The organism is Megasphaera geminata F0357 (assembly GCF_000239275.1).
Classification (GTDB): Bacteria; Bacillota; Negativicutes; order Veillonellales; family Megasphaeraceae; genus Megasphaera; species Megasphaera geminata.
The window spans coordinates 1-22,457 of sequence record NZ_JH417572.1 but is presented as its reverse complement, the minus strand read 5'-3'; the positions used below and the strand labels follow the sequence as shown (position 1 = coordinate 22,457).

The 22,457-nt window shown below is 49.5% G+C and carries 23 protein-coding genes and 1 tRNA gene; 23 read left to right on the top strand and 1 reads right to left on the bottom strand.

Annotation, left to right across the window (positions count from 1 at the left end; all coding sequences use genetic code 11):
- Positions 1-103: 103 nt before the first annotated feature.
- Positions 104-1,324, bottom strand: coding sequence for a cation:dicarboxylate symporter family transporter (locus HMPREF0080_RS02250; protein WP_006789534.1), 1,221 nt, complete (start codon positions 1,322-1,324; stop codon positions 104-106).
- 409 nt (positions 1,325-1,733) lie between these two features.
- Here HMPREF0080_RS02250 and rpmG point away from each other — a divergent pair, with 409 nt between their 5' ends.
- The 23 genes from rpmG to HMPREF0080_RS02145 all read left to right on the top strand — a co-directional run bounded on the left by rpmG (position 1,734) and on the right by HMPREF0080_RS02145 (position 22,397).
- Positions 1,734-1,883: a 50S ribosomal protein L33 gene (gene rpmG, locus HMPREF0080_RS02245; RefSeq protein ID WP_006941118.1), complete on the top strand. Its 150-nt coding sequence runs from the start codon at positions 1,734-1,736 to the stop codon at positions 1,881-1,883.
- A 131-nt stretch (positions 1,884-2,014) separates the two neighbouring features.
- Positions 2,015-2,164 (top strand): preprotein translocase subunit SecE, encoded by a 150-nt coding sequence (secE, locus tag HMPREF0080_RS10470; protein WP_006789531.1) that lies wholly within the window; start codon positions 2,015-2,017, stop codon positions 2,162-2,164.
- A gap of 12 nt (positions 2,165-2,176) precedes the next feature.
- Positions 2,177-2,716 (top strand): transcription termination/antitermination protein NusG, encoded by a 540-nt coding sequence (gene nusG / locus HMPREF0080_RS02235; RefSeq protein WP_006789529.1) that lies wholly within the window; start codon positions 2,177-2,179, stop codon positions 2,714-2,716.
- An 87-nt stretch (positions 2,717-2,803) separates the two neighbouring features.
- The gene (gene rplK, locus HMPREF0080_RS02230) at positions 2,804-3,229 is read left to right on the top strand and encodes a 50S ribosomal protein L11 (RefSeq protein WP_040346922.1); all 426 of its coding nucleotides are present in this window, start codon (positions 2,804-2,806) and stop codon (positions 3,227-3,229) included.
- A gap of 61 nt (positions 3,230-3,290) precedes the next feature.
- Complete coding sequence (gene rplA, locus HMPREF0080_RS02225; protein WP_006789527.1) at positions 3,291-4,007, top strand: 50S ribosomal protein L1; 717 nt, start codon at positions 3,291-3,293, stop codon at positions 4,005-4,007.
- Between the two features lie 180 nt (positions 4,008-4,187).
- A complete protein-coding gene (gene rplJ / locus HMPREF0080_RS02220) occupies positions 4,188-4,736 on the top strand; it encodes a 50S ribosomal protein L10 (protein ID WP_006789526.1) in 549 nt (182 codons plus the stop codon).
- Between the two features lie 50 nt (positions 4,737-4,786).
- Positions 4,787-5,158 carry a 50S ribosomal protein L7/L12 gene (gene rplL / locus HMPREF0080_RS02215; protein ID WP_006789525.1) on the top strand — a complete coding sequence of 124 codons (372 nt, stop codon included), beginning with the start codon at positions 4,787-4,789 and terminating at the stop codon, positions 5,156-5,158.
- Between the two features lie 303 nt (positions 5,159-5,461).
- On the top strand, positions 5,462-6,901 hold the full coding sequence (locus HMPREF0080_RS02210; RefSeq protein WP_006789524.1) for a glucose-6-phosphate isomerase: 1,440 nt from the start codon (positions 5,462-5,464) through the stop codon (positions 6,899-6,901).
- Between the two features lie 12 nt (positions 6,902-6,913).
- The gene (locus HMPREF0080_RS02205; protein WP_006789522.1) at positions 6,914-7,492 is read left to right on the top strand and encodes a hypothetical protein; all 579 of its coding nucleotides are present in this window, start codon (positions 6,914-6,916) and stop codon (positions 7,490-7,492) included.
- 21 nt (positions 7,493-7,513) lie between these two features.
- On the top strand, positions 7,514-8,635 hold the full coding sequence (locus tag HMPREF0080_RS02200) for a type II secretion system protein GspD (RefSeq protein ID WP_245527196.1): 1,122 nt from the start codon (positions 7,514-7,516) through the stop codon (positions 8,633-8,635).
- 63 nt (positions 8,636-8,698) lie between these two features.
- Positions 8,699-9,196, top strand: coding sequence for a QueT transporter family protein (locus HMPREF0080_RS02195; RefSeq protein WP_040346917.1), 498 nt, complete (start codon positions 8,699-8,701; stop codon positions 9,194-9,196).
- A 97-nt stretch (positions 9,197-9,293) separates the two neighbouring features.
- Entirely contained in the window at positions 9,294-10,019 is a 726-nt protein-coding gene (locus HMPREF0080_RS02190) for a GTP-binding protein (RefSeq protein WP_006789519.1), read from the top strand.
- 21 nt (positions 10,020-10,040) lie between these two features.
- Positions 10,041-10,244: a GTP-binding protein gene (locus HMPREF0080_RS11620; protein ID WP_083817903.1), complete on the top strand. Its 204-nt coding sequence runs from the start codon at positions 10,041-10,043 to the stop codon at positions 10,242-10,244.
- Between the two features lie 3 nt (positions 10,245-10,247).
- On the top strand, positions 10,248-11,798 hold the full coding sequence (locus HMPREF0080_RS02185) for a permease (protein ID WP_006789517.1): 1,551 nt from the start codon (positions 10,248-10,250) through the stop codon (positions 11,796-11,798).
- Positions 11,795-12,547 carry a TIGR03943 family putative permease subunit gene (locus HMPREF0080_RS02180; protein ID WP_172633467.1) on the top strand — a complete coding sequence of 251 codons (753 nt, stop codon included), beginning with the start codon at positions 11,795-11,797 and terminating at the stop codon, positions 12,545-12,547. Before HMPREF0080_RS02185 ends, HMPREF0080_RS02180 begins: the two co-directional genes overlap by 4 nt.
- Positions 12,548-12,854: 307 nt before the next feature.
- A complete protein-coding gene (locus HMPREF0080_RS02175; protein WP_006789515.1) occupies positions 12,855-13,475 on the top strand; it encodes a MotA/TolQ/ExbB proton channel family protein in 621 nt (206 codons plus the stop codon).
- Positions 13,475-13,879, top strand: a complete 405-nt coding sequence (locus tag HMPREF0080_RS02170) for an ExbD/TolR family protein (RefSeq protein WP_006789514.1) — start codon at positions 13,475-13,477, stop codon at positions 13,877-13,879. Before HMPREF0080_RS02175 ends, HMPREF0080_RS02170 begins: the two co-directional genes overlap by 1 nt.
- A 6-nt stretch (positions 13,880-13,885) precedes the next feature.
- On the top strand, positions 13,886-14,674 hold the full coding sequence (locus HMPREF0080_RS02165) for a TonB family protein (protein ID WP_006789513.1): 789 nt from the start codon (positions 13,886-13,888) through the stop codon (positions 14,672-14,674).
- A gap of 60 nt (positions 14,675-14,734) precedes the next feature.
- Entirely contained in the window at positions 14,735-15,589 is an 855-nt protein-coding gene (locus tag HMPREF0080_RS09025) for a pyridoxamine 5'-phosphate oxidase family protein (RefSeq protein ID WP_006789512.1), read from the top strand.
- Between the two features lie 427 nt (positions 15,590-16,016).
- Complete coding sequence (locus tag HMPREF0080_RS02155; protein ID WP_006789510.1) at positions 16,017-20,582, top strand: TonB-dependent receptor plug domain-containing protein; 4,566 nt, start codon at positions 16,017-16,019, stop codon at positions 20,580-20,582.
- Positions 20,515-20,952: a hypothetical protein gene (locus HMPREF0080_RS11615; RefSeq protein WP_156795278.1), complete on the top strand. Its 438-nt coding sequence runs from the start codon at positions 20,515-20,517 to the stop codon at positions 20,950-20,952. Before HMPREF0080_RS02155 ends, HMPREF0080_RS11615 begins: the two co-directional genes overlap by 68 nt.
- Before the next feature lie 194 nt (positions 20,953-21,146).
- Complete coding sequence (locus HMPREF0080_RS02150) at positions 21,147-22,136, top strand: hypothetical protein (RefSeq protein ID WP_040346915.1); 990 nt, start codon at positions 21,147-21,149, stop codon at positions 22,134-22,136.
- Positions 22,137-22,323: 187 nt separating this feature from the next.
- Positions 22,324-22,397: transfer RNA gene (locus HMPREF0080_RS02145), tRNA-Gly, on the top strand.
- Positions 22,398-22,457 lie beyond the last annotated feature (60 nt).

The window sequence follows — 22,457 nt, the reverse complement described above, 5'->3', positions numbered from 1 at the left end:
GGTTACGCCCTGCGTCGCTTTGCTCCTGTAAAACATGGGTTCTACTTAAAAAAGACCTCGGCGGCATTTGCCGTTGAGGTCTTTTGTCTGTAAGGGCGGGAAATTATTCCAATTCCGCACCGATCGGACTGGTGTCTTCGTGACCGCTGACTTTGTCGACGATCATGGAGAGCGCCTGGTCGCCGGCTACGTTAGTAGCCGTACCGAAGGAATCTTGCGAGAAGTGGAGAGAAATAATGAGCTGTTGCATCGGTTCCGTGAAGCCGAGCATGGAAGTAATAATGCCGAGAGCCGCCATAACGCCGCCGCCGGGAACGCCGGGAGCCGCGACCATGGTTACGCCGAGCATAAAGATATACGGTGTAAAGAGGATAATATTGACATCCATGCCCATAGCCATCATAATCCCCATCGTACCGAGAACGAGACAAATTGTATCGCCGGCAAGGTGAATTGTTGCGCACAAGGGGATGCAGAAGTTGGCAACGTCTTCGGAAATATTGCAGTTGCGCGCGCATTTTAAGTTGACCGGAATGGTCGATGCGGAAGACTGTGTACCTACGGCCGTGAAGTACCCCGGCAGGATGCGGGGAATATATTTGTAGTTGTTGCGTCTGCAAATAAGGCTGGAAATACCGAATTGGACGGCTAAATACAGCACTTGGAGCAAAAGGATACAAATATAAAGGCCGATGAAGATTTTTGCCGTTGCCACGATTTTTCCCTGAGCCGCCAGCTTGCAGAAGAGGCAGCCGACATAAAAGGGAATTAAGGGGATAATAATCTTCGTCAAGGTCTTTATAATAATATTGCGCACTTCGCGCAACACTTCAAGCAACTTACCGGCGGTGCCGACCTTTAAATTAGCCATGCCGATACCGAGAATGAAGGCAAGCATAAGAGCGGTCATGACGTCAAAGACGGGCGTTACCTTAATGGTAATGAACGGATCATAAGGATTGACGTCCGCAATGGAGCCGGAAAAGGCATGGATAAAGCCCGGTAATACGGAAATACCGAAAAAGTAGGCAATATAGCCGGCTAAAATCGTCGATGCATAGGCGAGGAAAATCGTCAGGCCGAAGAGTTTGTTTGCCTGTTTGCCCAGATCGGCCATGCCGACGGCTACGAAGGAAACGATAAGCAAAGGAATGATGAAGGTAAGAAAAGTGCTGAATAATGAGGTGAACGTCGAGAAAAGACGAATCATTCCTTCGTATGCCACGGCGTCGTGAAAGCCGAGCCATGAACCCAGAGAACCTAAAATGATACCGCCGATGATGCCTAAGAGAAGGCGTGTCAGCAGGCCGGAACGGAAACTCATAATAAAACAACTCCTTTGAACTGTCTATTATAAAAATACAAATGTATTTTTGTGATGTATTATATGATAAACGTATAATAAAAATTTGTCAATTTAGAATAAGCCGTACATTGTTGTTGATAAGGGTTATTTCGTTATACTTCCGTATAGATATGAAAAGGAACTCTTTCGGCGTGAGCCGCGATTATGTCGCATGGAGGACGATTGATTGTCAAACGGCGGACGGAGCTCCGGTTTGACAGTACGGCTCTTTTAGTGTAAAGTAAAAAAAGTTAGGCGTGCAGTCGCCTAGCTTTTTTTAAGTTGCCGCCTTTTCTTGACGTCAGACCGCTCTTTGTGGTAGATTATATAAGCAGTCTTGCGCAAAAAGCAGGGGTTTGACTATCTGGTAGAAGTGAGGTGTTAGGAATTGCGTACAGCTATTACAATGGCATGCACGGAATGTAAGAACCGTAATTATAGAACGAATAAGAATAAGAAAAATAATCCCGATCGGTTGGAATTGAAGAAATACTGCCCGTTCTGTAAAAAAGAAACGTTACACAAAGAAACGAAATAATTCCTGAATCTTAAAAATTATTTTTGAAATGTGAGAGGATATATGTCACTTTCAGCAGCACAAAAAGCGGCACAAAAGAATAAGAAGAAAAAAGAGTCAGGCAGATTCCTCTGCAGGGCGTCAAAACGGAAATGAGGAAGGTCATCTGGCCGACACGGAAAGAGTTGATCAACTACACCGTTATGGTAATCGTGGCGACCTTGATCGTCATGGCTATCATTGCCGTATCGGACGCCGTATTTGCCCGGTTATTCCAAGTGCTTCGCGCACTGATCGGTTAGGAGGCGGAAGGCGTGGAATCTGGAAAAAATTGGTATGTCATTCATACGTATTCGGGGTATGAAAAGAAAGTCAGGGACAATTTGGAACGTAAGGTCAGATCGATGGGCCTGGAAAACGTAATTGAACGCATCCTCGTTCCCGAAGAAGATGAAATTGACATAAAAGACGGCCAAAAACGCACGGTCAGGCGTAAAGTTTTTCCGGGCTATGTCTTTGTGGAAATGGAAGTCAACGATCGCTCGTGGTATGTTGTCCGCAATACACCGGGTGTAACCGGTTTTGTCGGCTCGGCTACGAAGCCCGTTCCCCTGGAACCGCAGGAAGTGTGGCGCATCCTTTCGTCTCAAGGCATAGAAAAAGAAGCCCGTCCCGAAATTACCGTGGAAATCGGCGAGCAGGTCCGCATTGTTTCCGGACCGTTTGAAAATTTCTATGCGACCATTACGGAAGTGAACCGGGAAAAAGGCACGCTCAAAGGCCTCATTGATATGTTCGGCCGTGAAACTTCAGTAGAAGTCGACTATTCTCAAATAGAGAAAAGTCTGGAATAAATACTTCTAAATGCGGCATCCGCCGCGAGTGGGAGGATCCCCGATCCGCAGAACCACATCTCGTAATGTAAGGAGGTGGAAATCACCGTGGCAAAAAAAGTAGCAAAAATGGTAAAGCTTCAGTGTGAAGCGGGTAAGGCGACTCCGGCGCCGCCGATTGGCCCTGCATTAGGTCAGGCCGGCGTCAACATTATGGCCTTTGTCAAGGAATTTAACGAACGTACGGCGAAACAGGCGGGATATATTATCCCCGTTGAGATCACCGTTTACGACGACAGATCCTTCACATTCATTACCAAGACGCCGCCGGCGGCAGTATTGTTGAAAAAAGCGGCAGGCCTGGACAAAGCTTCGGGCGAGCCGAATAAGAAGAAAGTTGCTAAGCTCGGTCGCGATAAGATTCGCGAAATCGCTGAAACCAAAATGCCCGACCTCAATGCCAATGACGTTGAAGCGGCCATGAAGATGGTGGAAGGCACAGCTCGCAGCATGGGTATCGACATCGTCGACTAAGACGCTGTTATCCCGTGGAAGGGGAGTTTCCCCGTATGACCACAAAAGGAGGAAAGTTTAGATGGCAAAAGCAGGTAAGAAATATGCCGAAGCTGCAAAATCCTTTGATTCTCAGAAGTTGTATGATGCAGCGGAAGCAATCGACATCTTGAAGAAGATGGATACCGCCAAATTCGACGAAACGGTTGAATTGGCCGTTAATCTCAATGTTGACCCGAAATATGCCGATCAGCAGGTGCGCGGCGCCTTGGTGCTGCCTCACGGTATCGGCAAGACAAAACGCGTGCTCGTATTCGCGCAGGGTGAAAAAGAAAAAGAAGCGCAAGACGCCGGCGCCGATTTTGTCGGCGGCGACGACCTGGTAGAAAAAATTAAAGGCGGCTGGCTTGATTTTGATGTGGCTGTCGCTACGCCCGATATGATGGGTAAAGTAGGCCGTCTGGGTAAAGTCCTCGGCCCCAAAGGGCTGATGCCTAACCCGAAAGTCGGCACTGTAACGATGGACGTTGCCAGAGCCGTAAGCGAAAGTAAGGCGGGTAAGGTTGAATATCGTACGGATAAGGCCGGCAATATTCATTCTCCTATCGGCAAGAAGTCGTTCGACGCGAATAAGCTTCTTGAAAATCTGACTACACTCGTCGATACTTTGATTAAAGTGAAGCCGTCCGGCGCCAAGGGACAGTATATCAAATCGATTACGGTCAGCTCCACTATGAGCCCGGGGATTCATATTAACCAATTCAGCATCAAAGGTGCTGTAAAAGCTGAAGAAAAATAATATCTCTCTTAGCTGTAGACTGAAGGTATGTATAATGGACTGAGGTCCGCCATCTGAGGCTATGAAACTGGTAGATATATCCATAGATACTGGTTCGGCCTCCGTTGCCCCGCATCTGAGGCCGATTTTTATTGCTAAGACGATATAAATCCAACATTAAGGAGGTGTATCGAAATGTCTATGCCTAAACACGGCGTATCTCCGGCAAAAGCCGCCGTAGTTACGGAAATGAAAGAAAAGCTGGAATCTGCGAAGGGCGCCGTTCTCGTCGGCTTTACAGGCCTGACGGTCGCCGACGCAACGAAGCTTCGTCGTAAATTCCGTGAAGGCGGTGTCGAATACAAGGTCATCAAAAATACGTTGACCCGCATCGCTGCCGCTGAACTCGGGTATGAAAGCCTGAATTCTCACTTGGAAGGGCCGACAGCCCTTGCATACTCTGCGGAAGACGCTGTAGCTCCGGCTAAGATCCTCAAAGCGTTCGTTAAAGAAACAAAAACGGAAGCGCTGACAGTTAAAGCCGGCCTTGTTGACGGACAGGTTATCGATGCTTCGGCGGTCAATGCGTTGGCCGATTTGCCGAGCCGCGAAGAGCTTATTGCCAAATTGCTCGGCAGTATGCAGGCGCCGATGTCCGGTCTGGTCAACGTGCTTCAAGGCAATATACGCAACGTCGTGTATGCTCTTGAAGCGGTTTGCGCCAAAAAAGCCGAACAGGAAAGCGCTTAATCTGAATTTTGTAAATAATCGTTATTCTACTATTACGGAGGGAATTTAACATGACTAAAGAAGAAATTTTACAGGCCATTGAAGGCATGACGGTATTGGAACTTTCCGAACTCGTTAAAGATATGGAAGAAAAATTCGGCGTATCCGCAGCGGCTCCCGTAGCCGTAGCGGCAGCTCCTGCAGCGGGCGGTGCGGCAGCAGGCGAAGAAAAATCCGAATTTGACGTTGTCCTGGCCGGTGCCGGTGAAAAGAAAATCAACGTTATCAAAGTCGTCCGCGAACTTACGGGCCTCGGCTTGAAAGAAGCGAAAGCTATGGTTGACGGTGCTCCCGCAACCGTAAAAGAAGGCGTCGCTAAAGCAGCGGCTGAAGAAATGAAAGCTAAACTGGAAGAAGCAGGCGCATCTGTAGAATTGAAATAGTTTTTGTTAAAACACTCCCCGCCGCGAAACGGCTGCAGGGAGTGTTTTTTTGTATGAGAAATACCGTCAGGACGAGAAAAAGTATAAATAAACTGTATTAAAGTTTACTGAGAAAAAAAGAAGGAATTTCTTCCGTAAGACATCTCTTTCCTGCGGTTCTATGCGGATTTTCCGTCGCACGGGCCGAAGCGGGAGCCGCCTTTTTTGGCGGCTCTGTTGTCAAGATACGGGGCTTTGGCTTACAATAATAATGAATCTGCAGTATGTGAAAAAACTCTGCACGACGAGAGGAGCAATACCGGTATGACACGAATTTCCCTGCCGACAGGATTTACTTATGATATTACCGATTTATACGGAGACAACTGTGTGACTCCCGCCGAAGTGGAGGCCTTTGCGCCGACATGGCGCAAGAGCCATAAAACCATAGAAAAAATGCGGCTTACCGGCGTTGCGGACGGCCATCTGTCCAAGGACGGCGTACCTGAAAAAGTGCGTTTTTTTCGCCTCCCGCATATTGATGATGCGGGCATCAATACGCCTGACCGGTTGACTTATATCGAGTCGTTTGCCGACGTCGCGTGCCGCCGTGTCGATGCCGTTGTTTTTTACGGTGTCGGCGGTTCTTACCTTGGCGGTAAGGTGCTCTTTGATGTTCACTGCGGCGCCGTATGGAATCTGTTGCCGCATAAAGAACGGCAGGGACGGCCGCAGATATTCTTTGCCGGCAATAATGCGGATCCCCGTTCCCTGGCTGATTTACTGCGCCTTTTTAAGGCAAAGAGCGCACACAACCCCGGTTATACGGTGATGAATGTGATTATTTCCAAGTCGGGAACGACTATAGAGCCTATGACGGGGTATATGGTCATGGCGGAGAAGCTGCATGCCGCAGGCATTGCGAACGAGACGGTTGCCGTTACCGCTCCCGCCGCAGGCGAAGGGGAAACGCTTCTGCACCGGTTGGCCCGTGAAGCGGGCTGGCCCGTCTTCTTTATTCCCGACGGCATTGGCGGCCGGTTCAGCGTTTTTTCGGAGGCGGCGCTCCTGTTAGGCGCTTTTATCGGCTTCCCCGTCCGTGATTTCCTGGCCGGCGCCCGGGCTATGGATGATGCCTGCCGGAGTGATGATATTATGCAGAACCCGGCTCTCATGAATGCCGTTCTAAAGTTCCTCGCCGCTAAGAACCATGGCCGTGTGACGGAAGTATTCATGCCCTATGCCGAATGTTTGAAAGCGTTGTCGGAATGGTACGTCCAGCTTCTTGCGGAGTCGCTCGGCAAGCGTTTTGACCGGGACGGCAGGCAAGTGAATTACGGGCGCACCCCGATTCCGGCGGTCGGAACGACGGATATGCATGCGCAGACGCAGGAACATCAGGACGGGCCGCAGGATAAGGTGGTACAATTCGTCGTTTTGAAACACTGGCCCGACGACCTGGCCGTGCCGTCAACATACGCTGCGGAAACGGGCTTGGCACCGTTCTGCGGCCTGCGCCTGAGTGATATCATGGCGGCGGCCTGTGCGGCTAACGGAACGGCCCTGGCGGAGGATAACCGTCCCAGCGCGGTTTTTGAATTACCCGAACTGAATGCCTTTCATTTAGGCGAACTTATGTATATGCTTTGCCTTTCCGTCGCCTATGAAGGCGAATTGGCCAATGTCGACGCCTTTGATCAGCCGGGCGTGGAAATCTACAAACGACATCTGAAGAAAACTCTCAAAAATCTCGGGAAGAGGTGATTTCAGGGAATTATGAAAATACGGCTGAAAGAATATGTTGTGCAATTTGTACGGAATCTGTCGGTTCACTGCGGAAGAAAACTTCTTCCTTACGGCGCAATTCTGGCCGTCCTGGGAGGTATCGGTTTTTTCTGGGACGGCGGCCCGGCAGAGGAAAAAGCGGATATGAGGGAGAAGATTCATGCGGATGACGGATCTTCTCCCTCTTTTTCCGCGACGGCACAGCATCAGGACAGTAAAAATAAAGAAGGAACGCTGATTTTCAGCACGGCTGCGGCACGGCGCCGCAATCCCTTGCCCGAGTTGTTTGTACCGCCGCCTGTGCCGGCCGCTGAAAAAACAAGTGCTCCTGTAACGCGGCAGGGAAATGCCGATGATCCCGTGTCCGGTCAGCTGTCGCCGGCGGTGCGATTGCCCGTTGTTTCGGGACGTATGGACAACAGCGGCGCAACCCTTATTATTCTTTCGCTCGGTGATACCGTTAAAGCGTGTGCGGAAGGTGAGTATTTCGGCGGCTTTTATATTTCGTACATATCGCCGCTTTCCGTCATTTTGGAGCGGGACGGCAGCGTTTGGGAAATACGGGGATAGGAGGCGGTACAGTTGAAAAAAGTGATGCTCCCGATCCTGATAGGGGTTCTCTTTCTTCCTGCCGGTATCTGTGGGGCCGGGACGTTACGGATTGATGTGCATGAAGTGCCTGTGCGAACCGTGTTGGAGGGACTGGCGCGGGGAAATGATTTAAATCTCGTCATTGATGATTCGGTAAGCGGCAATGTGACGATCCGGCTGCACGACGTCACGGCGGAAGACGCTTTGAACGCGCTGGTCGCGGCGGGAAACCTTCTCGTTGAAGAACAGGACGGTATTCGCCTCATCAGCGGCGCCGGCAAAAACGGTGCGGCCAAATCGACCTGCACGCGCAATCTACACTATGCCAAGGCGAAAGAGGTCGCGGGGATTTTGACCTCCCAACTTTCGTCAGGCCAAGCCGAAGCGTATGCGGACGGCAATACGCTTATTTTTGGCGGGACAAGGCGTGACCTTGCCGAAGCGAAGAAAATAATCGACGCCGTCGATATACCGGGACAGCAGGTCGATGTGGAAGCGGAGATCCTGTCACTTTCCAAAGACGCCGTAAAAGAATTGGGTATAGACTGGTCCTGGTCGGGTGTGGAAGGAGGCGTCGGCAGAACACATCTGCCTTATGCGGAAGCGCAGATCCGCGCTTTTCTTTCCGACGGCAAAGCTGCCGTTTTGGCACGTCCCCATATTGTGACTCGGAACGGTAAGGAAGCGCGCATTTTTATAGGCGATAAAATTCCCGTTGTTACGGAACATGTTTCCGGCGGAGAGAAGACGGCAACCACGGAATACCGGGAGGCGGGCATTGTCCTGCAGTATACGCCGTACATCCACCCCGACGGTACGGTAACGGCGGATATACACGGTGAAGTCAGTATGCCCGTATACGTACGGGATCTGAAAGCCTATAGCATAGCGACCCGTCAGGTCGACACGGAAGTATGTGTTAAGGCCGGTGAACGTATTGTTATCGGCGGTCTTGTCGGCAAAGAAGTGGTCGAAAGCTTTCATAAAGTACCGTTGCTCGGCGATATTCCTTTATTGGGAAAACTTTTTCAGAGTCACTACCGTTCCAAAAAAGAAACGGAAGTCGTTATCATGATAAAATCGACACTGTTACCGCCGCCGGCAGTACAAGTAACACCGTGACAGACCGCGCCGGGCGTGGTACAATTACGGACGGATCAGAATGTCGTAAAGAAAGGAGCACCCATGACACCCACTCGCCGTATCCTGTTAAACGCTGCCGTCGCCGCCGTATATGCCGTGCTCACCGTCGGCCTGGCGCCGCTCAGTTACGGCCCTGTCCAGGTCCGTATTTCCGAATGCCTGACCTTACTTGCATATAATAACAAAAATTACCTGCCCGGCCTGATACTGGGGTGCTGTATCGCCAATTTCGGCAGCCCTCTGGGCATCGCCGATATTCTCGTCGGTACGGCCGCCACGGCGCTTGCCGTCTGCATTATGTCCGGGTTACATAATCTCTATGCCGCATCTTTTGTTCCCGTTGTTGTAAACGGCGTGATTATCGGCCTCGAATTGTACGGGTTAGGCCTCATTCCGGCGGATCTTATTTTTCCGACTATGGTTTACATAGGTGCGGGTGAGCTCATTTCCGTAAGCCTTATCGGTATAGGTCTATACCGCCTGCTGCTTCAGAATCCTGTCGTTAAATCCTATTTACAAGACCGTTCGGCGAACAAATAAAATATGAACAAATATGCACAGACAGTCTTGTTTTGGCATTTCTCATATTAGTGGTAGAATAAGAACGTAAACTGTTCTCATGTGGAGGTGCCATACGATGATTCCTGTCTATATTGTTTCCGGTTTTCTGGGAAGCGGGAAAACAACGTTTATACAACATTTGCTCGGACAAATGCGAGATACGGGCAAGGTGATGGTTATTGAAAACGATTTCGGTGAAGTCAGCTTCGATTCGGCCCTTTTGAAAAAACAGGGAATCCGTTTTGAAGAACTTGCGTCCGGTTGTATTTGCTGCACTCTTGCCGGCGATTTTAAGAAATCGCTGCATAAGGTCTTGCAGGAAGCGAGTACGGATTGTATTATTATCGAACCGTCGGGTGTGGCGAAATTGTCCGATATTATTGCCGTCTGTCAGGATAAGGAGCTTACAGGGGCCATCAGGCTGGTGCGGGCTGTTACTGTTGTTGATGCGCAGGCCGGCTATATGTATGCCGAAAACTTCGGCGAGTTTTTCATCGATCAGATTCGCTGCGGGCAGGATATTTTCCTCAGTCATGCCGGTGAAAATGAGGATGATACGCGCATGACGATTGCGCCGCGATCCGCGCTGAAAATAAAACGGCGCCTGTTCATACGGACGCATGGGAAGATCTTGATTTACCGGCCTGTTTGGGCGCCGCTCCCCGAACTGCAGCAGGCAGCGACTGCGGTTGCGGGCGGCAGCATGAACATGAACACTGCGAGTGCCACGCTCACGACGGTGAGCATCATCATGACCATGCTGCGGACGCTGTTTTTAAAACGCTTACCGTTTACCCGGTAAGAACGTACCGCCGAAGAGTGGATCAAGCGATCGGAAGAATATCTGGCCGGAGCCGGCGGCGCGGTTATCCGTGTCAAGGGCGTCCTTCCCGTTGCGGGCGGATTTATAGAGCTGCAATACAGCGGCAGGCATATTGAAACGGAGCCGTCGCAGTCGGACCGTGCCGCGTTGACCGTTATCGGTACGGCTCTTGATGAGGTTGCCGTGCGCAATACATGGACATAGCTTATGGACCGGATACCTTTATACATAGTCGAGGGCTTTTTGGGAAACGGTAAGACGACGTTTATTAATACGCTTTTGCCAAACAGGCCCGAACGGACGGCAGTTATCCAAATGGAAAAAGGCAGGACCGCCGCCGCGTGTGAGACGGTCCTGCATCTTCGCGCTCCTGCGGCGGATGAGACCAAGGGAACGGCATACCGGATAGAACGGTTTGTCAAAGAAACGCGGCCCCGTGAAGTGTGGCTGGAATGGAACGGTATGGTTCCGCTTGAGACGGCAGAGAAGATTTTTTCCCGCAGAAATATGGAAAGGCTGTTTGACCTTAAAGAGATTTTTTTTGCGGCTACACCCCGGTTCTGCCTGACGCAGCTGGGAGCGACAGGGGATGCCGTTTACGGACAGCTTTTGCAGGCCGACCGTTTTATTATGTGCAGTACCGATTCGGGGGCCGAGTATGAAAAGGCCCTGCATCTCATACGGGCCGTGCGCCCCGATATTCCCGTCACTACCATGGAAGAAAGCGCCCGTAAAAGGACGGGGAAAATTCTGGTAAAGAAACCGCTTCAGATAAGCGCTTCTTTTTTAACGGTCGCATTTTTTCTCATCGCAGGCATTCTCGGATTTATTCTTACCGATGCGGATCCTTCCTTTTCCGATTTGCGCACGGCTTTTTCCTTCTGGACGGCGACACTTTTACAGGCTCTGCCGTTTCTTGTCATAGGCGTGGTTATTTCGTCCATACTCCAACTGTTCCTGTCGCCCGCTTTTGTGGAGCGTTTTTTGCGTAAAAATCATTTTACCGGCACCGTAACGGCGTTGTCGGCCGCTTTTTTCTTTCCGCTGTGCGACTGCGGCGCCGTGCCCGTGTTCCGCAGTCTTGTTGCCAGAAAGGTCCCCGTATCGACAGCCCTGACATTTATGTTGGCAGGGCCGCTTATCAATCCGGTCGTACTTATATCGACCTACGTTGCCTTCGGCGGTAACATGGAAATATTTCTTTGGCGTACCGTCGGCGGTATAGGCACCGTTCTTTTTATAGGGCTGACATTTTTTGCGTATACTGGCCTGGACGGTATGACGACAGGGCGCATACCCTTGTCTTTCTGTTCCGGAGACAGTATACGGCCGGAAATGAATCGTTTTATGCAAGCCGTTGTTCACAGCCGGCGGGAATTTATGCGGATCATTCCGTATGTCCTTGCGGGAACGCTCCTGTCATCCTTTTTTCAGGTTTACGGCAGCTCACTCATGCAGAATCTCGGTATATGGCCGACCAATATCGTCATGATCCCTCTGATGATGGTAATAGCCTTTTTTCTGTCCGTCTGCTCGACTGCCGATGCCATGATTGCCCGTAACTTCGCGGCCCATGTGCCGCCGGCAGGGATCCTGTCGTTCCTTCTTTTCGGCCCGATGCTGGATTTGAAGAATTTCCTTCTCCTGCGGGCGCTTTTTCCGAAAGCCTTTGTTTGGCGGCTTTTGGGGACAACCTTTTGTATGTGCGCCTTTACGGCGGCGATGTACGTTTTGGCGGCGGGAGGTGGATGGCTGTGAAACCTGCATTTTCCGGCAGACTGTCTGTTTTTGAAGGACTGGGGCTTCTTTTCCTGTCCTTTGTACTGGCGGCCCTGGTAGTAACGGGCCGCTACGGCGCCTTCATTATCCCCCCTCTGGCGCCGTTTATCGGCGTGTCTGCCGCTGTTTTCTTTATCTGGGGCCTTACCGATATCGTTCGGGCGCGGTCACTGTATCGCCGCATATATACGCCTGTTGCCGGCGTATTTGTAATCGCCTTGTTGTTTGCGTTTCCCGCGTTTTTCGGCATCGTTCCCAAAGCACCGGCTATAGCCGCGGCATCGGATACTGATGCCACCGGCGAAGAGCGGCCTTTCGGCATTGATTTTGAAAACCGCGAGGGTGACGGTATCAATACAAAAGAAAAACGGATTATTCTGAATACAAAAAACTGGTATCGGACCATCTTTGAGATTACGAAACACAATAAAGACTATGAAGGGTACGATATTTATTTAGAGGGGTTCGTTTCCTATCATGATGACGAATTGACGGGAAATGATTTTACGCCGTCCCGTTATCTCATGATTTGCTGTGTCAACGATATGTCACCGTTCGGTATCGGCTGCAATGTACAGGGCGCCCGGCATTACCCCGAATATACGTGGGTTGCCGTGAAAGGGAAAATAAAAAGCAGTACCTATCACGGTATGAACAGACCTCTCATCGACGTGGAAGAGGTACGTCCCGCCGGGAAAATTGAAGGATATGTCTATCCGTATAAATAATCCCCGCATTCCTTTTCGAGAACAACGGGAGCTGCCGGTATAACGGGCGGCTCCCGTTGTTAAATGTGAGGGAATTGTAAAAATCGTCTTCATACTGTAATGCCGGAGAGTGAAAATGCGGCGGATATCCCATGCGGCACGAAAAAAATACTGTCCAAATGGATTATTTGCGGACCGATTGGAGTGGAAATAACGGCGGCTATTTGATATTATAAGTTGAGATTGTTGATGTTAAATATCAAAATTAAGGGCAGAGCCTGCAGGACCTTCGGTTTGCAGCGCATGCGGATAAGGAGTGTACGAAGAAATGGAAAGAGTTTTAGCAGCTATACAGTTATTGGAAAGCGGCGGTCCCGTAATGATCCCGCTCTTTATTTTGTCGGTTATCACCATTGCCATCGGGATTGAGCGCGCTATCTATTATCACCGTAACCGGAAAAAATCCAGATTGTTTTTTGAACATATTGAAGGCGCTGTAAAATCCGGTGACTGGAAAATGGCTGCAGAAGTATGCAATCATTCTAAAACGGCCGTTTCCCGTATTATTGCCGCCGGCCTGGGAGAAAACGACGAACAGTCCGTAAAGGGAGCGTTGGAAGAGCAGATGGCTATTGAAGCGGCCGGCTTTAACCGATATCTCGATTACCTCAGCGCTATCGTTACGGTTGCCCCTCTTCTCGGTTTGCTCGGTACCGTAACGGGTATGATTTCCACTTTCAGTGTTCTTGACGGCGGCATGGGTGCTTCCGCTATTACGGGCGGCGTCGGTGAAGCTCTTGTGGCAACGGCTACAGGCCTTTGTGTGGCTATTATCGCTTTTGCCGTGTATATTTTCTTCTCCCATCAGCTGGACACGATTGTCGGGGATACAGAACGCCTTTGCATTACCGTCGTTAACGGCAAAAAGAAGAGCTGGGGGCGTGACTGATGTTTAAAAAATACAGAATGAAGAAAACTCCTCAATTTATGATCATTCCCATGATCGATATCATTTTCTTCCTTCTCGTCTTCTTTATGATGAACAGTTTGCAGACTGTAGCGCAGAAAGCGTTGGCTGTACAGCTTCCCCAGGCGGCAAACGCGCAAACGCCCGTACAGATGCCCATTATCATAACGGTCGATGAAGAAGGCCACATTACGATGGATAATAAACCTGTTACCATTGATGAAGCATCCCAGATTATGACGGGACGGATGGCTGAAAATTCAAATGCCGCCGTCATCCTGCAGGCGGACAAACGGACGGCTCACGGTCAGGTTGTCGCCGTTATGGATATGCTTAAAACGGCAGGCGTGCGTCGTCTGGCAGTAGCGGCGGAACAGAAGGGATAGAGGCATATGAGAGACTATACAAGAGCAAAATCCTTTGCCCTGTCGCTTGTCATCAATTGCCTGCTCCTTCTCGTAGTAGCTCTCTTTATTGTACCCAAGATAATTCAGGACAGGGAAGAAGAGCAATTTTATGTTATTGACTTGCAATCGGACTGGGAACCGGATAACGAAGGCGGCCATTCCGGCGGCGGCGGGGGAGGCAATCTTTTTCCCGACAAGCTGAGTAACGAAGATATGGCTAAACGCGTCAATCAGGTCGTACAGGCACAGTCGGCATTGGTTACTCCTGTTCAGGATGCACTGGAAGACAGTGTGGTTGTCCAGGATTCTTCGCCGACCGGTGATCATGACAGCAGCTCCAGCTCGTCTATGGGCGGAGTCAGCGGCAGCGGTCCGGGCACGGGCGGCGGCAGCGGCGGCGGCCACGGCGGCGGTCACGGTACGGGTGAAGGGAACGGCAGCGGTTACGGTGACGGTTCCGGCGACGGCAGCGGCACAGGTGAGCCGCACGGTGAATTTGACGCCGAAGGGTTTCGTCAGGCTGTAGAAGCCAATAAATCGTATCCGCCGATGCTGTTGAGAAGACGTATTGAAGGTACGGCGACCATCGGCGCCACCATTTTGGCTGACGGCACGGTTACGGACGTTACCGTTTTCAGCGCGTCGGATCCTCAGTTCGGCGAGGCGGCTGCCAGCGCCGCAAGAGCGGTCGGCTCCTATCCGAATCCGACGGGGCATGCCGTAAATACATCGACGAATGTTATCTTTGAATTGACGGAAAACGGCGATGAATAATTTCGGAAAGGATGTAACAGCAGCAGTGTTACATCCTTTTTGTATAGGAGGAATGTGACGATGGGAAATACTCTCTTTATGTATCATGATGAATTAACGAAAAGCGCGGCTGTCGTCGCTTCGGCGGTTCTTTCCATGAGCGCCTGCAAAGCGGTCCATACGGCGGCGGATACGCGGAAATACGGCCGCCTTATCTGTGTCGCCGGACCGGCGGCGGTATACGAGGTGTATCGGGACATCGTACAGGCCTTTGCCTCTGCGGACAAGGAGATCGGCTTTTTCTTTGTCAATATGGAACCGGACAGGAAAGATATCTTTCTTCAGGCTGCCGGGGAAAGTTGCACGCCCGCATTTTCTGCGGATCTGGACGGCAGGACGCTGATGGATGATGCCGTAAACGCGGCGGAGAACATATTGGCAAAAGACGGCAGGCCCGAGAACCGGAACGAAGCGCGTTTGCTTGAAGTCTTGGGAGAATTTCTGCGCAGCCATGATACGGGTATCCTCGCGACGGGACATGATAATATCATTCGTTCCACGCCTATTGAATACGTTTGGTATAAGGGCCGGTTTTACTTTTTCAGCGAAGGCGGCCGTAAGTTTGCCCATTTATGGAGAAACCGCCGCGCGTCTTACTCCGTATGCGAACCCTATGGCGGCGGAGTACAGACTCTGGCGGGCCTGCAGGCGAACGGCACTGTCCGCGTATATGAGCCGGATGATGCCGTTTATGAAGAAGTTCGTAAGGTTAAGGGGATTTCCGACAATACCCTGCGGACGATGCCCGTCACCCTCCACCTTATTGAGCTGACCCCGGCGGAGCTTATCTTTATGTGGGGGCCTTTTTTGAAAGAGGACCTGCCTGTAAAGCAAATATATGACGGAGATATGGAAAAAATAAAAGGAAAAGCATAAATTATGTCCATTTGGAGCATATAACGTCTGAATGGAGTGGAAATGAAAACAATTCTCTGATAAACTTAACACGTAATTACCGATTTTCCCCAATCGGTATATGCCGCCTCAATAATTACATAACTTGCTGCACCTTCTTTGTAATGGCGGCGGTAAAAGCTCTTTCTGTCCGAACTCAGCAGAAAGAGTTTTTTCTTGATAAAGACGGATACAAGAAAATATGACCGGAAAAGAGAGCGGATTTCGTATCTGCTCTTCGGCAAACCGTCGATAAGAGGAAAATATCGGTTAAAGAAGTGGGGGAAATTAAAATAAATGTCCGTTTGGAGTATTTTCAGACCGAACGGAGTAGAACGGTAAATATTGTTGCTGGTACAATTAGAAAAGATTAGTACCCTATATTATTTAAAGAAAAGAGGTTTGATTCATGGGTAAAAAAAACGGGGGGGGGGGACAGCCCGCAAGGCTGCAGCGCTGTATAGCGCTGTCTCTGGCGGTAGCTGCCTGGCTTACTATGCCCGTGTACGCCGACGGGGGGCGGGTTATGACACGCGATATCAGCGTACAGGCGACACCGGCTGAAGAAGCGGCAAAAACGGAGTCGCAGCAAACGACGATCATAACGAGTAAGGAAATCGAGAAGAAACAGGCCAAATCCGTGGAGGATGTTATCTTTAATGAGACGGGCGTGTCCCGGACTGTTGATGCCATGGGGCGTGTAGGCGTTTCGATTCGCGGCGCCGAACCGCGCCATACGCTTATCCTTGTCGACGGACAGCGGGTTATGGGGGATTTTGATAAATATTCCGGCGCCGCCGATGAAGTTATGCGTCTCGGTACGGAAAATGTCGACCACATTGAAATCGTGCAGGGCGCTGCCAGTGCCAAGTACGGTTCTGATGCTATCGGCGGGGTAATCAATGTTATCACGAAAAAAGCAAAAAAGAAACCGAGCATTCAGATTAATGCGGAAGGATCCCGGCGGAAAGGCGACGGCGATATAGCTCCGTTCCAGAATGTCTTTCTCCGTGCCGATTCGGGCCAGCTCGGCAAACTCCGCCTGAGCCTTTCTGGCAGCAAACGGGACATCATGCCTGTTCTGGCCAGTGAGAGACGTCGTATATCCGGCATGGGGTTTGATTACGGCCATCGTGATTTTGCGCCTAACGTGCTTCGCTATTACGGTACGGCAGCCGACATCGGATTACTGGGTACATATGAATTCAATGAGGACAATTCTCTGGAATTCCGTGTAAACAGGTATACGGAAGATTTGCTGCGTGATGTTAAACATTCCGATTCGGATCTGGAACCGCAGCAGCATTTTAAGCGGACAGCTGATCGTAATACATTGAATCTGTCTTGGAAACGGAAAACAAAAAAAAACGACTGGATAGTGGAAGGAAATTATACGCGCATTAAAGAAGACGATGTGGCGCTGATCAACTATACGGGCCGGTCCGTTTACGAAGGCTCGAATGAACTGCGCTATATCGATGATGTGGATCATCGCCAGTATGATATTAAAGTGGCTGCCAATACACAGATTAATGATAAGCACCTGCTTTCATACGGCGCGGGGTACTCTCATGAAACGGGCGAGGGCAGCCGGTTGAAAAGTTCTCCCCATACGCATACTAAATATATAGATGCATGGGATTACGATAAGAATCTGTTAGTGGATAAACTGGACAGAATGGTCCGTAAAGACGGCGATACCAGCACGAAGGTCTTCTCGCATATTCATGATTATAAATTTGATGGTTCCGATCCGTCCGGTATGCCGCAATGGGATATTAACTACGAATATTACGGCGAAGAAAAGGGAAATGCCGCGACCGTCGTGCCGCTGAAGTATGACGATTACACCCATTACCAGCTGGATAAAAAACAAATGATGAAACAGGATTGGAGTGGTAACTGGGTTATTGAAACGGATTGGGCTACGGGAAAAGTCAAGATGCCGAATGATGAAATCGTGGAGCCGGATTCGCCGATCGTACAGCGTTATGTCGCTATGTATAAGAAGCTTACGGCAGAAAATCCGGGGTATCCCGGTACCAATATTGTGGGAGACTATTTTAAAAACGGTGAATCATCGGATGCCCATTTGCGGGAACAGGCACCGAAGTTAAACGGAAAAGCTTTCCTGGAGGAATATCGTAACCGGGATCAGCGGATTACCGTCGGCAGCGGCGTTATAAACAAGGAAAATTTCTTTATTTCCGATATGTGGCAGGTGAACCCTGATACGATTGTCGTCCCCACACTGCGACTGGATCACAGCAGCCTGTTCGGTTCGAATGTCTCCGGAAATATCGGGGTAACGCATAATGTAAAGCATAATACGCACAGAAGGTTTAAAGCGAATATCGGTACGGGGTATACGGAACCGGGTATGGGAGAACTCTGGTATAACTGGGAAATGTATGCCAGCAATCCCGTCGGTATCGGGTACGCCAAGCTCGGCTGGTATTGGGCCGGAAACCCGAATTTAAAACCGGAAAAATCCCTTAATTTTGACATGAGCATTGAAGGGGAAAATAAGAATACCTATGCCCGTCTGGGTGTATTTCATAACCGCATTAAAGATTATATGTCCGTATATTACACGGGACGGTTAATGGATTTTGCGCCTTATCTGAGCGGAGAACAGAAATATCAACGCGCTCCCGATATGATTTACAGTTTCAAAAATATAGGGAAAGCGGAAATTACGGGTCTTGAAGCGGAAGTGCGGCAGAAGTTCGGCAAGCACTGGTCGGCAAAAGTCGGGTATACATATTTACATGCGATTAATAAGAGTGATCCCAGCATGCCGCGGCAGCTCCTGGATAAGCCGGTTCACAAAGTGGATATCGGTATCAACTATGAAAATGAAAAGAGTGGTTGGAGCGGCAGCCTTTGGGGCGACTATTATATCAATATGCTCGACAGTAATACTCTTGTAAACGGTTCCAATTATTGGCCCGATATCTTGGAAGGCAATGCCGCCGTATTTAATAAAAAAGCATATGAACGGAAGACCTTCGGCATTTGGAATTTCATGATTCAGAAGAAGATAGCCAAAGATTCTCTTGTGTATTTCGGTATCAATAATATTTTCAACCATCGTGACGATGATCGCGCAACGCAGGAACGGGTATACCGTTTCGGCGTAAACCTCAAGTTCGGGCTCAACGAAGCGACGCGGGAACGTGACTTCCTGCCTGCCGATAAAGCGGAACGGGAGGCCATCGACCCGGTTATCCTGAAGGGATTTTTAAACAGGCCTTTTGATACGGAGAAGAAAGAGGGCATAGACTTTATCGGCGACTACCGGGCAAGATGGACGGCACATAACGGTACGAACCGGCCGCAATCCCGGTATCGTGCCGATACGTATGTGGATACGGCAACAAAAAATATGCGCGACAAATCGGAGCACGGTTTTGAACAGCGAATCCGTGTCGGTGCAGATGCACGCCTGGACAAGAATACAAATCTTACCGTTCTTGCCAGTGCGAGCGGAAATTCCGGCGTAGATACTCGCTCAAGTGAACATACTTCAAAGGGCTTGAACCATCAGCGGTTGGAAAAAGCCGATCTTACACGACGTGCCGATAAGTGGGACTTCTCCGTCGGCCGTCTGACTGAAGCTATGGGTGTTACCGGCTACTGGTTCGGTAAAGAATACGATGGGGCGCGTGCCGTCCGGACAGGCAAAACTTCACAGATCCGTATCGGTTTCGGTGACTTCAAGCACAGCACCGGTATTGATGATTCAGCATACACTCATACAATTCACGGTGTTATTTACAGGCCGCCTACAGTAGCGGAGCTTATGGGTATAAATCGTGATGAGTTCCCCTATGATATTGAGAATGCTACCAATGCCAATCCGGCATCGCAGCCTTCCGGATCTGTGACCACCCCGGAAACGGGCAGCCCGAATCAAATCTACAACGATACCTATAGGGGAACAGGCAAACCGATCTATTTTTATCAAAGACTGAAGGAGATTGCTGAAGATCCGACGTTGAGTCCGGCTGATAAGCTTGCGAAAGAAAACCAGGTGATTTCTGAATTACAGCAAATTGTCAAGGCTGTTTACGGCGAGCAGGTAAGTAACACATACGTCCCGTTTAGAATTGCCGCGGAAAATAAGGTGTATTATACGGCTGTTGATCCGGATGGGAATGAAGTCCATATGGATGCAGGCATGGATTACATTGATTATTTGTATAATAATGATCTGAAAGATGATGCCGAATTCAAAAAGCTGGTAAATGAGAACTTTGCCTTCAGGCTTTCGGATACAGGGTCCCTGTCAGACGGAAAGGGATATATCGGTAGCCGCAAGGAGCAAATTGAAGCGGCCTATAAAAAGATTGCCGAATATATTATCAAAGCTCAGTTGGGAGAATCTTGGTATGCCGGTTATACTTTAAAATCCATTGATTCGTTCAAGACTACGTCAAGCACATGGCCTTATACGGCGGCGCCGACAAATATTACGGAAACAATTTACAAGGGAAACTATGTCGACGGGTATATGGGAGGTCCGGAATACGGATGGATAATGCCGAAATCTCAGTTTGAGTATCTGTATAATTTAGAGCGGATATTGAGAGAATCCGAATCGGCAAATAAGCTTCCGCGTGAATCCATAGGGAAGGTGATCGGTAATCTTATCAGGACGGAAGGAAATATCCTGCAGCGTGATATCGTTCCCCATATCGGCAGAGCCTTTTTCATTCAAGGTAAAAAGCAAATCGGTAACCGCCTCGGCCTTCAGGCATGGTATTTGCGTTCTGTCGGGAACGAAAATGTATCTTTCATCAATGCAAACCGCAACGGAAATGAGGTTCATTCGTTCAGCGTTCCGGCTAATGTTATCGGTGTCGGGGCCAAATATCAGTTCGGTCACAATGCGACCGTATCCTTTGATTACGGGCAGAACCGCACGGACCCTCGGCCGTTATTTGAACGGGCATACTGTTTACGAGCATGAACGCGGTACGGCGGACTTTACGCTTCTCGGCCACCAGGACGGCGGTACGCCGCATTTCTGGGCGCTGCGCTTTGATATCGGCCGATCCGATACGGATGTGCCGGGCAGCTGGAATGCATTTGCCGATTATAAATACTTCCAGCACGGTTCCTTCTTCGGCGGTACCGGTGCGGAAGGCGTACCCGACCGATATCTGGACGGTATCCGCAGCTTTACTGTCGGCGCGGGCTATGTACCGGCGAAAAACTTCCTCGTCGAAGCGTTCTATACCTTTGACGCGAAAGGGATAAACAAGCGTGATACGCTGTATGGACCGGAAAACTTCAAACTCGGTAATTACACGCGCATTCAGGCTACATATAAGTTCTAACAGTAAAACTTCCCTCTTTTCACGAGGGAAGTTTTTTTGTGTGCCTCTTGATTGATGATGAATAAAATATATCAATATTATAACAATATATACTGAAAATATTGACGCAGTACGTTCTAAATGTTACGTTATTTATAAAGAACAGTGTCAACATGATAGTTATATCAAATTTATTTTTTAAGGAGAGTGTCTTTATGCGATTTAAAAAAGGTGTTCACACTTTGGCGAGTGCCGTTCTGTTATCCCTGTGTGCGGCCGTGCCGGCTTTTGCGACCTTTGCCCCCGTTCATTCCGTCGTTTTCGGCCCGGAAAGGAATAATTATGACGATTCATTTAAGGATCACGGGAATAAGTTCCATATTTCTTATACCCGTGAGGACGGCGTGCCCCGGATTGTCGTAAAACAGCACAGCAAGGTTATTTATACGAAAGAAGTGCCGTCCCTGGGCCGGTACTATACGATGGAAATACATCAGATCGTTAATGAAGACGACGGCAGAAATTTCTATATTGTGCAGTCGAAAGATTCCGAATTTGCGTATCTTATGGGCTATGACGAAAAGAGCAAATCCTGGCAGACGTATACGGACGCGCGAAATTACTATTCTCCCGTTGCCGGTGAAGCCGTTCATGAAGGCATTACCGTTCACTACGGCGATCTGGGCGTATATCATTTTAATAATCTGAGTGACAGGTATCATTGGTATAAGCTGTTCTGGGATAAAAATGCCGACTGGTTCGGTTATAAAGAAGGCAAGGAAACCCGCAGAACGACATATTTCAACAGCGCCCTGGTCTATAATTCGCAGTACCGTCCTGTATATGCCAATGCGGACTACGAAACATATCTGGATATGGATTCCCTTGATACGGACAAAGATAAAGACGGCGTCTGGACCTTTACGGCAAAGAAATATGAAACCATTATGGAATCGGATATTCTGACGGGTGAAGGGCAGAAAGTAAAATATCGTATTGATACGAATACGGGGAGAGCTTATATCTATAATAAGCAGACCCGCCAATGGGATGAGCTGCCGATCCACTCCACGCCGTCGAGCGCCGAAATGGCCGACAGTGTTGCCGTTAACTGGGCTTGCAAGCATCACTTCGGTTTCTTCCTGGGTGATCTGGGCGGCGCTATGGAACGGTATATTGCCGATTATAAAGGGGATATACAATAACAAAGACGGGACAGGCGCCCGGCCTGCCGGCATGATGAGGATACCGGGGAGACGCTGTTTCTCCGGTATTTTTATCGCCTATATGAAAAGGTAAAAAATATCCGGAGCGGGATTGCGATCCTGCTTTTGTGCGGCCTTCCGCCTTTACAAACATTCCGTTTATTGATATACTGAACGCATACTTCTTGCGGATGTAATTCAGTGGTAGAATACGAGCTTCCCAAGCTCGGTACGAGGGTTCGATCCCCTTCATCCGCTCCATACGATAAAGGCTGTAACAATACGGCAACTGAACTGCTACCCGTCAAGTAGACACTCAAA

Coding starts and splice junctions, on each gene's coding strand:
- HMPREF0080_RS02250 (WP_006789534.1), bottom strand. CDS start 1,324: ATGAGTTTCCGTTCCGGCCTGCTGACACGCCTTCTCTTAGGCATCATC.
- secE (WP_006789531.1), top strand. CDS start 2,015: ATGAGGAAGGTCATCTGGCCGACACGGAAAGAGTTGATCAACTACACC.
- rplA (WP_006789527.1), top strand. CDS start 3,291: ATGGCAAAAGCAGGTAAGAAATATGCCGAAGCTGCAAAATCCTTTGAT.
- rplJ (WP_006789526.1), top strand. CDS start 4,188: ATGCCTAAACACGGCGTATCTCCGGCAAAAGCCGCCGTAGTTACGGAA.
- rplL (WP_006789525.1), top strand. CDS start 4,787: ATGACTAAAGAAGAAATTTTACAGGCCATTGAAGGCATGACGGTATTG.
- HMPREF0080_RS02210 (WP_006789524.1), top strand. CDS start 5,462: ATGACACGAATTTCCCTGCCGACAGGATTTACTTATGATATTACCGAT.
- HMPREF0080_RS02205 (WP_006789522.1), top strand. CDS start 6,914: ATGAAAATACGGCTGAAAGAATATGTTGTGCAATTTGTACGGAATCTG.
- HMPREF0080_RS02195 (WP_040346917.1), top strand. CDS start 8,699: ATGACACCCACTCGCCGTATCCTGTTAAACGCTGCCGTCGCCGCCGTA.
- HMPREF0080_RS02190 (WP_006789519.1), top strand. CDS start 9,294: ATGATTCCTGTCTATATTGTTTCCGGTTTTCTGGGAAGCGGGAAAACA.
- HMPREF0080_RS02185 (WP_006789517.1), top strand. CDS start 10,248: ATGGACCGGATACCTTTATACATAGTCGAGGGCTTTTTGGGAAACGGT.
- HMPREF0080_RS02175 (WP_006789515.1), top strand. CDS start 12,855: ATGGAAAGAGTTTTAGCAGCTATACAGTTATTGGAAAGCGGCGGTCCC.
- HMPREF0080_RS02170 (WP_006789514.1), top strand. CDS start 13,475: ATGTTTAAAAAATACAGAATGAAGAAAACTCCTCAATTTATGATCATT.
- HMPREF0080_RS02165 (WP_006789513.1), top strand. CDS start 13,886: ATGAGAGACTATACAAGAGCAAAATCCTTTGCCCTGTCGCTTGTCATC.
- HMPREF0080_RS09025 (WP_006789512.1), top strand. CDS start 14,735: ATGGGAAATACTCTCTTTATGTATCATGATGAATTAACGAAAAGCGCG.
- HMPREF0080_RS02155 (WP_006789510.1), top strand. CDS start 16,017: ATGGGTAAAAAAAACGGGGGGGGGGGACAGCCCGCAAGGCTGCAGCGC.
- HMPREF0080_RS02150 (WP_040346915.1), top strand. CDS start 21,147: ATGCGATTTAAAAAAGGTGTTCACACTTTGGCGAGTGCCGTTCTGTTA.